The sequence below is a fragment of the Pseudoalteromonas sp. AS84 genome, assembly GCF_038900255.1.
Classification (GTDB): domain Bacteria; phylum Pseudomonadota; class Gammaproteobacteria; order Enterobacterales; family Alteromonadaceae; genus Pseudoalteromonas.
Map to the genome: position 1 here is coordinate 210540 of NZ_JBBMQY010000002.1, position 12681 is coordinate 223220.

A 12681-nucleotide genomic window follows, 5' to 3' on the forward strand; every position below is an offset into this window, starting at 1 on the left:
TAACCTATAAAAAGCGGCATTTAGCCGCTTTTTTTGTACCAAATTCTGTACTCGTTTTTAGCCTTTAGTTTTTATTTAATAAGTGGTGCTGAAGAGTCTCGCTGCATTAAAGTGGGTTCAAAAAACCGATTTATAACGAGGTTTTTATTTTGATATACGTCTTTAAGCACTAGTTTTGCTGCCATTTCGCCCATTTTCCCGACCGGATTATCTATGGTCGTGAGTGTAGGGTACAGGTAGTTTGCAAAAATAACGTTATCAAATCCAACAATCGATAAGTCGTTTGGTAAATTATAACCGTGCTCTCGTGCGTACTTCATAGCACCGGATGCCATTTCGTCATTGGCACATACCAGTGCGGTAAAGCTAAGTTTTTCATCAATAAAATGTTTTAAGGCTTTACTACCGCCAGTTTCGTTAAAGTCGCCAATATAATAAAGAGCAGGATCAAACTTAACGCCAGCTTCTGTAAGGGCTTGTTTATGACCCTCTAAGCGATTAAATGCATCGGCTTTAAACTGCGGGCCTGCAATGTACGCTATTTGTGTATGCCCTTGATTTAATATCGATTTAGTGGCCAGGTAGCCACCTAATTGGTTATCTAGGCTGATACAGTTGTCTTTTAGTTGCTCTACGTAACGGCTCATTAAATAAACAGGTGTAGAGCCTTCGCTTAATTTTATTAGGTAGTCATCTGAAACGGCTTCTACGTGCAAAATAATGGCATCGCAGCGTCTGCTAATTAAAAAATCAATGCCTTCTTGCTCTTTGTCTTCTTCACTGTGTCCGGTGGTAATAATAACGTGCTTACCCGCAGCACGAAGCTCTGATTCAATACCTGCCATCATTTGGGCAAAGAAAGGACCATGTAACTCAGACACTAAAATACCGACACTGTTAGTGCAGTTAGAGGCTAAAGATTGCGCTATTGAATTAGGCTTGTAGCCAAGCTGCTCCATGGCATCAAGCACTTTTTGTTTAGTTTTATCGCTTACGCGGGTATTTTTGTTCATCACGCGAGAAACGGTGGCTAACGATACGCCCGCAAGCTCTGAGACTTGATAAATTGTTGCCATGTTATTTGTTCACTCGCTTATCCTTAACTACTTCGGCTAAATAATACCTTAGAGTATATATCTTAACTAGCTGTTAGTTTAGATTGAATATTTTCAACAACTTGATTAGTTAGTGTATATTTTTTCATTATGTAGGCAACAAATAATGAGCCAAAAGCAGGTAGTACAGTAAATGAAAGTAAAATACCGTGTTGGGTGTCGAGGGTTTGTACTGCATCGGCCTGATAGCTGTAAAAAGATAATAACCAGCCTGCAATTGCACCGCCTACAGCCACGCCCATTTTAATAAAAAATATGACGCCTGAATAAACCAAACCCGTAATGCGTACACCTGTTTTTTCATGCCCGTAATCTATGGTGTCGGCCATTTTTGCCCACAACAACGGGGTTGCCATATCTAAAAAGAATTTCCATAAAATAAAGGCCGCAAATGCCAATACTAAAGAGTCTTTACTAATAAAGTAACTAAAACCACAAATAGCGGCGGCAATAACTTGTAAGCTTATATAGGCCTTTATCTTACAAAAGCGCTTTGCAAGTGGTTGAGCTAAAGCACAACCTACCATGCTTGCTGCAACACCTAGCGTCATAAATAAGGTGATTAAATCGTCTCGACCTAAATAGTATTTTACGTAGTAAACAGCAAGCGTAAGCCTTAATACTTGCCCGGTAAGTAAAAAAAATGCAGCTAAGCAAAGAGTTCGCCATTGATCGTTTTTAATTAAGGCTTTAACACTTTTGGTAAAAGGAATGTTTTGCTCTTTTGGCTGTTGTATACGCTCTTTTGTGCCTAAAAAACAAAGTAAAAACAGTACAAAACCTAAAATGCTCATTGCAGTCATTGTGTATTGATAGCCCTTGGCAGCATCGCCTTGGCCAAAATACTCAACCATTGGCATAGTACAACCCGCTACTATTACGCCGCCTAGCATACCAAATACAAACCGGTAAGACTGAATAGTAACGCGCTCTTTTACGTCAGCAGTAAGTACGCCGCCCAATGCACAATAAGGGATATTAATAGCGGTGTAGACAACCATAAGAAGTGTGTAAGTAGTAAAGGCATAAATTATTTTATCGGTGCCTTCTAAATCGGGCGTAGTGAACGCTAAAATACTTATAATAGCAAAAGGAAGTGCAAGCCAAAGTAAGTAGGGGCGAAAGTGCCCCCAGCGCGTATATGTTTTATCAGCAAGGTTACCCATTAATGGATCGGTTACGGCATCAAAAATACGCACTGCTAAAAACATAGTACCAACAACGGCAGGCGATAAACCTACTACATCTGTGTAGTACAGCATTAAAAACATCATAACTGTTTGAAAGATAATATTGCTGGCGGTGTCGCCTAAGCCATACGCTATTTTTTCTTTTACACTGACCATGATTGTTTATCCCGCTTTGTGCTTATTATTATCTATTTGAGATAAGTGCTTTATAGGCTAAGCCACTATTTTTAATAGTACGTTGCTGCGTTTTATAATCAACATAAACAATACCAAAGCGCTTTAAGTAGCCTTCTGCCCACTCAAAGTTGTCCATTAAGCTCCAAGCAAAGTAGCCACGTATAACAACACCCTGTTCAACTGCATTGTGAACTGCGTTTAAATGAGTATTATAATAACTTAAACGGTCTAAGTCGTTAACTTCGCCATTATTATATGTATCGGGCATTGCTGCGCCATTTTCGGTTATATAAATAGGCGGTAGGGTGTATGTCTTATTAAGCGATACAAGCAAATCGGTAAACGATTGCGGGTAAACCTCCCATCCCATATCTGTCAACGGACCCGTAGGTGCAATGGGTTCATAAATATCAGTAGGGTGCGCTTTATAAACTTGGCGTGTATAAAAGTTAATGCCTAAGTAATCAATTGGCTGAGAAATTAATTCCATATCACCTGGGTGTATTTCTGGTAAATGATCCTCAGGTAGTTGGTTGATTATATCAGGGTATTTACCGTCCATTATTGGTTTCATGTACCACTGATTTAAATAGTCATCAGCGTATTTGGCACTGTCTATGTCTTGTTGAGTATCTGTAAGTGGGTAGGCGGGTGTAAAGTTAAGCACAATGCCGTTTTGAGTATCAGGCGATGTTTTATTCAGCACGTTCATAGCCAGACCATGAGCGAGTAATAAGTGATGAGCTGCTTTTTTACCATATTGCTTGCCTACTAGACCTGGGGCATGTATGCCAATCTCGTAACCTAAAAACGCGCTGCAAAAGGGTTCGTTTAATGTAGCGTAAGAATACACTCGTGTTCCAAATGCGTTAGTAATTAGTTCTACGTACTGCTCAAATGCATAAGCTGTTTTTCTGTTAAGCCAGCCGCCTTCATCTTCTAGGTGTTGCGGTAAATCCCAGTGATACAAAGTAACAAAGGCTTTTATATTTTTTCGTTTTAGCTCATCTAAAATATCAGTATAAAACTTAACGCCTACAGGATTTAACTTTCCGTCTTGAGTCATAACGCGAGGCCATGAAATAGAAAGCCTGTAAGCATCAACACCTAGAGACTCTATTAAATCTATGTCTTGTTGCCAATTGTTGTAATGATCGCAGGCAATATGACCATGTGAATTGTCAGCAATTTTACCTGCAGTACTACAAAAGGTATCCCAAATACACGGTAAGCGATGCTCATACCCGCCCTCTATCTGAAATGATGCTGTTGCTACACCATAAACAAAGTCTTTTGTTAATAGAGGTGAATTAAATGGTAATGATATTTTTGTCATTGGTTACAAACCTTTTTGAGAACTTAATTGCACGCTTAGCGCCTATTTTTACTGACTTTCAGCGGTTACAAAACATTATTAAAAATAAAAGTTGTTGAAATATGTAACATGTTCGTATTTAATTAGCCGTGAAAGCGCTTACATTTTTAGATTAATGTTAATTAATCTTCAGGTCAACTCTTTAATACTGCGCCTTAGCGGGGTTTGTATTAATTACTTACTGAAGATCAATTTATAATAATAAATTGCGGAGAGCACATGGCTAGTTCAGCACCACTGACATCACACACACAGTCGCAAAACCACCAAGATAAAAACTATGGTTTTGCACTTACATCTTTAACTTCACTATTTTTTATGTGGGGTTTTATTACCTGCTTAAATGATATTTTGATTCCGCATTTAAAAGCGGTTTTCGATTTAACTTATGTTCAAGCAATGCTTGTGCAGTTTTGCTTTTTTGGCGCTTACTTTTTAATGTCACTCCCTAGTGGATACATTGTTAAAAAGCTTGGTTATAAAAAAGGAATCGTGGTTGGGCTTTTAATTGCGGCAGTAGGGTGTATCTTATTTTACCCAGCAGCGTCTTTACATAGTTATCCTGTATTTTTATTTGCTTTATTTGTACTTGCCAGTGGCATAACGTTATTACAAGTATCTGCAAATCCTTATGTAAGTTTGTTGGGTTCAGCAAAAACTGCGTCGTCTCGTTTAACACTAACCCAAGCTTTTAACGCGTTAGGTACTACGGTTGCGCCATCATTTGGTGCTCTGTTAATTCTGGACTCAGCGTCAGAAGCCTTTTTAACACCTGCACAAAATGCAGAATCAGTACAACTTCCTTATCTCCTTTTAGCTGCAATGCTTATTTTACTAGCCGGTATTTTTGCATGGCTTAAATTACCAGACATTATGAGCGAGCAAAAAGCAGAAGCCGAAAAATCAGAGGTAATTGAAGGCTGTGCTTGGCAGTATCGCCATCTTGTATTAGGTGCTGTGGGTATATTTATGTATGTAGGCGCCGAAGTGGCAATTGGTAGCTTTTTAGTAAGCTTTTTAGCACAAGAAAATATAGCAGGGCTAAAAGAGCATGCTGCAGCTCATTACATCACTTATTATTTTGGTGGTGCTATGGTTGGGCGTTTTATTGGTGCTGCTGTAATGCAAAAATTACCTGCTGGTAAAGTACTTGGCTTTAACGCAACCATGGCTATTATTTTAGTCGTTATTGCCATGAGCACGTCGGGTCAATTAGCAATGTGGTCAATACTATTGGTTGGTTTATTCAATTCTATTATGTTCCCCACCATTTTTAGTTTAGCGTTAAATGGACTTGGCAAACATACAGCTCAAGGCTCTGGTATTTTGTGTTTAGCGATTGTAGGTGGTGCAATAGTGCCACTTTTACAAGGTGCACTTGCTGACAGTGTGGGTGTTCAACTTTCGTATGTTTTACCTATTTTATGTTACATATTTATCGTGTTCTATGGTTTAAGCGGTAGCAAACCAGTTCATGCGCAGGAGACTCTATAATGAAAACCCCTTTTACACTTAATAAAATAGCCTTAGCAACATTAATTGCATCAGTAGGTACTTTATCGGCTTGTTCAAACGACGCAGTGACATCGGTTGAAACTAATGAAACGTTATCTAAAACAGCGCAAATTTGGCCAAAACTTAATATTGCCGTTAAAAAAGATGCCGATATTGAAGCTAAAATAGTTAACTATTTAAAAGCTATGACACTTGAGCAAAAGGTTGCTCAAATGATTCAGCCAGAAATTCGTGATATTACCGTTGAAGACATGCGTAAATATGGCTTCGGTTCATACCTTAATGGCGGTGGCGCATTCCCTAATGGCGACAAACATGCAACACCAATGGACTGGGTAGCCTTAGCAGAGAGCTTTTATCAAGCTTCTGTCGATGACTCAGTTGATGGCAGTAGTATCCCAACTATGTGGGGCACCGATGCAGTACATGGCCATAATAATGTAATTGGTGCGACGTTATTTCCACACAACATTGGTTTAGGCGCGGCGAATAATCCTGATTTAATCGAGCAAATAGCATCGATTACTGCAGTAGAGGTAATGGCTACGGGTATTGATTGGGTATTTGCACCCACAGTTGCCGTAGTGCGCGACGATCGCTGGGGAAGAACCTACGAAGGTTACTCAGAAGATCCAAAAATTGTACATGATTACTCAGCAGCCATAGTAAATGGCTTACAAGGTAAAGCCGATGGCGACTTTTTAAGTGACAAGCGTGTAATTAGTACCGTTAAGCACTTTATTGGTGACGGTGGCACGGTTGATGGGGATGATCAGGGTAATAACATCGACAGTGAACAATCATTATTTGATATTCACGCACAAGGCTATGTAGGCGGTTTATCAGCAGGTAGCCAATCGGTTATGGCATCGTTCAATAGCTGGAATGGCGTTAAAAATCACGGCAATAAATATTTACTTACTGATGTATTAAAAACACGAATGGGTTTTGATGGATTTGTAGTAGGCGATTGGAACGGTCACGGTCAAATTGAAGGCTGTACTAACGAAAGTTGTGCACAAGCCGTTAATGCTGGTCTTGATATTTTCATGGTGCCAACAGGTGCATGGAAGCCTCTTTATGACAATACAATAGCGCAAGTTAAGTCAGGCGAAATTAGTATGTCGCGTATTGATGACGCAGTGAGTAGAATATTACGCGTAAAACTTCGCGCTGGTTTATTTGATAAACCAAGCCCGGCTAAGCGTCTTTACTCTGGAAAAACAGAGCTAATTGGTGCCCAAGAGCACCGCGAAGTAGCACGTCAAGCTGTGCGCGAATCACTTGTGTTACTCAAAAATAAAAATAACCTATTGCCTATCGCAGCTAATCAACGCGTACTTGTTGCAGGTGATGGTGCCGATAATATAGGTAAACAGTCGGGTGGTTGGAGTATTACGTGGCAGGGGACTAATAATAAAAATGCTGATTTCCCTGGAGCAACGTCAATTTACAAAGGGCTTGAAGAGCAAATATCTGCAGCAGGTGGAAGTGTTACTTTAAGCGCTGATGGTACGTTTGAGCAACGTCCTGATGTTGCCATTGTTGTATTTGGTGAAGAACCTTACGCAGAAGGGCACGGCGATAAAGATAACCTTGAGTTTGAGCGCGGAAATAAAAAGTCATTAGCACTTTTAAACTTACTAAAAGAGCAAGGCATTCCTGTTGTATCTGTGTTTATATCAGGTCGACCTATGTGGGTTAACAGCGAACTTAACGCATCTGACGCGTTTGTAGCTGCATGGTTGCCAGGTACAGAAGGCGCAGGTATTGCTGATGTTTTATTAAAAGCGGCAGACGGCACCATTCAAAATAACTTTAAAGGTAAATTATCGTTTTCTTGGCCTAAATCAGCGGTACAAACTGCGGTTAATAAAGGCGATGAAAATTACGACCCATTACTCCCTTATGGTTTTGGCTTATCGTACGGCGATAAAAACGTGTTAGCTGACGACCTTGATGAAGACTCTAAACTTGATAACTCTGGGCTTACGAGTATGGATATACTTGTTGGTGCGCCTGTAGCACCATGGCGCTTATTGTTAAAATCGGGCGATGAGCTTTTAGATGTATCGAGTAGTACCCATGAATTTGGTGCAATTAAATATCGTACTGAGGACAAAACAGTACAAGAAGACGCGCGCCAATTTAACTTCAGCGGTACAGAAAAAGCCAGTGCTGAAATAGTAACAAGCTTTGCTGAAGATACTATTGCCTATGTTGAAGCCGATAGTGTGATTAGCTTTGATATTAAATTAAACGAAGCACTAACGAGCGATATAGCACTTGCTATGACTTGCTCGGGTGAATGTGGTGCTAGCATTGATTTAGCAAACGTAGTGGATAAAACCATTGAGAATAAATGGCAGTCAGTATCAATTGATTTAGGTTGTTTTGCTGATAAGGGTGTTAATTTTGCAAACCTAACAAGCCCATTTAGTTTACGCAGCAATGGTAAAGCATCAATTTCTGTAGCTAATATTCAGTTTGTGCCAAATAAAGCAGGCGAAGCTACACTGTCTTGTAAGTAGTTTATTAACTCTATTGTGTGTATAACAAAGCCCTTAGAATGAAGGGCTTTTTTTATGTAGAGGTAACCTGCATAAACACTTGAGCTGATTGATATAACTTAATAGGAACTGGTCGCTATAAATACAAAGGGGTACCGCGTTTTTATAAGAGGGGCCTTTTTTATAATTACTTATAAAATAATTAGCACTGCATTAAGAGGTTTTTCTCGTCAAAGCTGACTACTTTATCTCTGCCAGTTTCTTTAGCAAGATAAAGGCGCTTATCAGCCAGCGACAGTAAGTCTTTTACACTCATTTTACCATTTAGTGCACTACTCACACCGGCGCTTACAGATAGGTTAATATGCGAGTTTTGATAATAAAATGGATGCTTAGAAATATTTTCACGTAAGTGCTCTGCATATTCTTTAGCTGCTCGTAGAGAATAGTCTGGTAGTAATATAGCAAACTCTTCACCGCCTATTCTGGCGCAAATACCTTCATCAATAAATTGCTCTTTTATGTGCTGCGCAATCCATTTAATTGCTTGATCGCCGGTGTCGTGGCCGTACTTATCATTTACACGCTTGAAAAAATCGATATCTAGAATAATTACAGATACGTTTTTATCACTGTTGTTAGGTTGTTTAAGAGTTTCTTTGGCATTATTAAAGAAGCCTCTTCGGTTAAATAATTGTGTAAGAGAGTCGGTATTCGCAAGGTTCGATAGCGTGTATTCACTATTAGAAAATAACAAAAATGGCAGTATAAGAGCACTTAGAGTGGCTAATAGTAAATGACTAATAAGCACAATTTGTAAAGGCGTTGCTACATCCTGAATACTCGAGCTCAGTACCGGTACTAATAGAAATATTACGTTTAAAAACATAACACCGCTGTGCACTAAAAAGCAGGTGATCAACGCCTTTTTCTGGGCTTTAGCAACAAAGCTCATGCTTTTGATTAAATACGCCGTGTAAATAAATAATCCGGCAATTACTAAGCTCGTTAGCATTTTTGCTGCTTCGAAAGGATAAATTGCCAATAACAATAAACCAGAAAACCCAAATATGCAGTAAAGAGGCATTAAACTAATATTCTGTATATTTTTATATTTATATAGTCCAATAATAATTAAAAGTGGGCTCATAATCATAGAAATACTAGCCAAGTAGTGGGTTATCAAAGGAAAGTCTATGTATAAGCGCAAACATGCCAGTATTTCTGCTAGCGCAAATGTGGCACAGGCTAAACCAAATAGTAGAAAAGATGTTTGTTTTTTATATTTATAAATTGAGAGAAAGAATAAGCTTATGAGTAAGTTAAGAATAAAAGAGAGGAAGATCACAGTAGGCAAATGAAACATGATTTATTCTCTTTATTATAAAATGATGAAATATATATTCAATTAAGTGTGTAATTATTATGTATTGATAAGAAAAGGTCAATTCGGTTAAAAGGATTGCTTTTCAATTTTCTGCATTCTACCTTAAGAATTATTAACGCCAGCTAAACCAAGCTCTCTAAAGCTGATTTAATATCTGGATGATGAAAACGATAATTATGAGCTAGTACTTTTTTAGGAACTACAAATTGCCCCGTTGTAAGTAAGTCTGACATTTCACCCATTAATAGTTTAAGCACTACGGTTGGCATAGGGATAAATGCAGGTCGTGATAACGCTTCGCCTAAGCTTTTACTAAACTGAGCGTTGCTCACAGGGTTTGGTGCAGTTGCGTTAACAGGACCTGATATTTCAGGATGTCTAATAATAAAAAGTATTAGCTGAATCATATCGTCGATGTGTATCCACGACATACCTTGCTCGCCATCACCAATAGGGCCACCTAAGCATAATTTAAAAGCGGGTAGCATTTTACTTAATGCCCCACCTTTTTTGGCCAAAACAATACCCGTGCGTAATAGGCACACTCTGGTTTGTTCTGATTGCGCAAGTAAAGCTGCATTTTCCCAGTCTTTACAAAGCTGGTGGCTAAATTCGTCGTGAGGGTTTTCACAGGTTTCATCAATAGTGTTACTATTTTGTCGACCATAAAAGCCTACAGCACTTCCAGAAATAAAAGTATGCGGGGGAGTGCTACAAGCTTTAATAGCTTCGCTAATTTGTTGTGTAATACCAATACGGCTGTCGCGTATTATTTGCTTTTGCTTGTCGCTCCAGCGTTTATTTACAATCGGTTCGCCAGCTAGATTAATAACAATATCAACGGTGTTAAAATCTACTGTATTAACATTGCTTACGGCTTTAACTTTATGTCCCAGTAATACGTTAGCTTTAGTTGGATTTCGACTAAGCACAGTAACAGTATTATGATGAAGTAAAAAAGGGCATAAGTGCTTACCAATTAATCCCGTCGCGCCAGTAACAAATATATGCATTATTAATCCTTACAATAAAATAGTAGCAAGTGATTAAAAAACATACTCGCTAGCAAACAGCTTTGCAAATTTATACGTAAAACAGGCTTTTATGATCACTTCGTCATTATTTCATTTAATTACCTTTTGCCTTACACTAAGGCCATATAATTAATAAAAGGATTAATAAATTGGCAAGTTTAACTGGAGTAAATAAAAGCTTAATAGTTTTTGCTTCCTTAGTGGTCGTACTCGCGGGGATAAAAGCAGCAAGTGTAATTATTATTCCGTTTATTTTGGCAGCGTTTATTGCCATTATTTGTAATCCGCTAATCAAGTTTTTTGCGCGCTACCGAATTCCTAAAGGCATTGCTGTTATGTTGGTGGTGCTTATTATAGTTGGCTTAGGTGTGAGTCTTGGCGGGCTTGTAGGGCAATCAATAAATGATTTTTCGCAGCAACTTCCTGAGTATAAAACACAACTCAAAGAAGAATTTGTATGGCTGGTAGATTTAGCATCTCAATACAATATATTGATCAATAAAGATCAGTTAATCAATATGTTCGACCCAGGTAAAATGGTTGATGTAGCCACCAATATGCTCACTGGTTTAGGTGGCGTAATGGCAAACATGTTTTTAATTATTTTAACTGTTGTTTTTATGCTGTTTGAAGGGCCAATGCTGAGTAAAAAAATACACATGGCACTTGAAGATCCTGATAGCAAAATGAAGCAAATTGACCGCTTTTTAGAGTCTATTAATTCATATTTGGCAATTAAAACGCTAGTAAGTTTAGGTACGGGTATTATTGCTGCGTTTTACTTATGGATTTTGGATGTAGACTACTTTGTGCTTTGGGGCGTATTGGCGTTTATGTTCAATTACATTCCTAATATTGGGTCAATTATTGCGGCTGTACCGGCAGTATTACTTGCACTTATTACTCAAGGCCCGTTAATTGCGGGATTGGTTGCTGCAGGCTATTTAACAATAAATACGGTAATGGGTAATATTGTAGAGCCTAAATTTTTGGGCAAAGGGCTAGGTCTTTCAACGCTAGTAGTATTTTTATCATTAATATTTTGGGGCTGGTTATTAGGTACTGTGGGTATGCTTTTATCTGTGCCATTAACTATGATTGTAAAAATAGCCCTAGAAGCCAGTGCAGAAGGTAAGTGGGTTGCCACTCTACTAGGCAGTGGCGAAGACGTTGCTAAAAATAACTAACATCTATAACCATCAAGGGCTGTAAAATTAAAGCCCTTGATGGCTACGTTAACAGTAAATACAAGACTATTAATTAACAAACAATTTAATAGCGTCATCCACTGCGTTTATTGCGCCTTCTAAATATCCCGCTTCTTGTTTTGCAAACTCACTCGCTACAAAATGAATATTTAGGTTATTTAATTGCTCATCCAAGCCAGAAAAATCAAATTCTGGGTGCTGTGAAGGCTGAGTTTGATCGTCTCTATTCGCTACAAACTTATCGTCTGCCCAGTCTTTAATAAAGTACCCCGTTGCCTTTTCTGCATCTTTACCATAAAAGTAGCTAAGCTGCTGGGCACAGGCTTGAATTAATTGCTCTTGAGTTACTTGGTTTCGTGATAAGTAGGGCACACCTATAAAGCCAAATAATGCGGCGTAATTGCCATCTTCAGCACTGGCGTCGTGAATTTCGACCATAGGGCCTACGCGGCTAAAGCACTGCCCTGATAAGTTTTTATCACGCCAAAATGCATGTTCAAAAGTAGCTATAAATTTGGCTTGTCCTGCCATCCATGTAGGTACACTACTAAGGCGGTTTATGAGTGTTGGAGTAGCCCATAGTTCAGGTGTTAAATGCGTTGTAACCATACGAGCAGGAATTGCTGAAATTAGTTTTTCAGTAGTAAAGTGCTTTATATTACCTAAGTGATTAACCGTAATTTGCCAGTTGTTATCACCTTTTTTAAGCTCAGTGACATTGTGTTCTAATAACACTGAATCAGGATTAAGTTGCTCGTATAAGGCAGTTATTAAGGTATTCATGCCGTGCTTAAGCCTAAATAACTGCATATCTCCAGCACCTGCAATTTGTTGAGGCTGCTTGGAATTAGGTGCTTGATATAACACATCACCTTTGTTGTATTGCTCAAATATACTCAAGTTGAGTGACTTTACTAAAGCTTGAATTTTTGGTTGGTGGGGAAATATCCACGTAGGGCCCAAATCAAAACTAACATCGTTATTTATTGGTGATTGCGCGGCAAAAATTCGACCGCCTAATTGCGATTTAGCTTCCAGTAATAAGAACGGAATATTAAGTTGTTGTAATTTATACGCACTGTATAAGCCGGCAAGTCCACCACCTATAATTATTACTGGTTTAGTCATTTTTATTACCTATTTAGCAATCTACTAGTAGATAGTTTGTTT

Annotated in this window: 9 protein-coding genes; 3 read left to right on the plus strand and 6 right to left on the minus strand. The window is 38.6% G+C overall.

Annotated features, from left to right (window positions below; genetic code table 11):
* Positions 1-71: 71 nt before the first annotated feature.
* The 3 genes from WNY79_RS03380 to WNY79_RS03390 form a co-directional block, all read right to left on the minus strand.
* Positions 72-1076 carry a LacI family DNA-binding transcriptional regulator gene (locus tag WNY79_RS03380; RefSeq protein ID WP_342875124.1) on the minus strand — a complete coding sequence of 335 codons (1005 nt, stop codon included), beginning with the start codon at positions 1074-1076 and terminating at the stop codon, positions 72-74.
* Between the two features lie 62 nt (positions 1077-1138).
* Positions 1139-2461 (minus strand): MFS transporter, encoded by a 1323-nt coding sequence (locus WNY79_RS03385; RefSeq protein ID WP_342875125.1) that lies wholly within the window; start codon positions 2459-2461, stop codon positions 1139-1141.
* Between the two features lie 28 nt (positions 2462-2489).
* Positions 2490-3818, minus strand: a complete 1329-nt coding sequence (locus WNY79_RS03390; RefSeq protein ID WP_170070735.1) for a GH1 family beta-glucosidase — start codon at positions 3816-3818, stop codon at positions 2490-2492.
* Between the two features lie 258 nt (positions 3819-4076).
* Between WNY79_RS03390 and WNY79_RS03395 the strand changes: the two genes are divergently transcribed.
* The gene (locus WNY79_RS03395; RefSeq protein WP_342875126.1) at positions 4077-5351 is read left to right on the plus strand and encodes a sugar MFS transporter; all 1275 of its coding nucleotides are present in this window, start codon (positions 4077-4079) and stop codon (positions 5349-5351) included.
* Positions 5351-7903 carry a glycoside hydrolase family 3 N-terminal domain-containing protein gene (locus WNY79_RS03400; RefSeq protein ID WP_342875127.1) on the plus strand — a complete coding sequence of 851 codons (2553 nt, stop codon included), beginning with the start codon at positions 5351-5353 and terminating at the stop codon, positions 7901-7903. The genes WNY79_RS03395 and WNY79_RS03400 overlap by 1 nt, the downstream gene beginning before the upstream one ends.
* 181 nt (positions 7904-8084) lie before the next feature.
* On the opposite strand, the gene WNY79_RS03405 is transcribed toward WNY79_RS03400, so the two are convergent.
* Together WNY79_RS03405 and WNY79_RS03410 are read right to left on the minus strand one after the other, a co-directional pair.
* Entirely contained in the window at positions 8085-9038 is a 954-nt protein-coding gene (locus WNY79_RS03405; protein WP_342875128.1) for a GGDEF domain-containing protein, read from the minus strand.
* A gap of 353 nt (positions 9039-9391) precedes the next feature.
* Complete coding sequence (locus WNY79_RS03410) at positions 9392-10282, minus strand: TIGR01777 family oxidoreductase (RefSeq protein ID WP_342875129.1); 891 nt, start codon at positions 10280-10282, stop codon at positions 9392-9394.
* A 170-nt stretch (positions 10283-10452) separates the two neighbouring features.
* Between WNY79_RS03410 and WNY79_RS03415 the strand changes: the two genes are divergently transcribed.
* Complete coding sequence (locus tag WNY79_RS03415) at positions 10453-11490, plus strand: AI-2E family transporter (protein ID WP_170070738.1); 1038 nt, start codon at positions 10453-10455, stop codon at positions 11488-11490.
* Between the two features lie 69 nt (positions 11491-11559).
* On the opposite strand, the gene WNY79_RS03420 is transcribed toward WNY79_RS03415, so the two are convergent.
* Positions 11560-12639, minus strand: a complete 1080-nt coding sequence (locus WNY79_RS03420; protein WP_342875130.1) for an FAD-dependent oxidoreductase — start codon at positions 12637-12639, stop codon at positions 11560-11562.
* Positions 12640-12681: the final 42 nt, after the last annotated feature.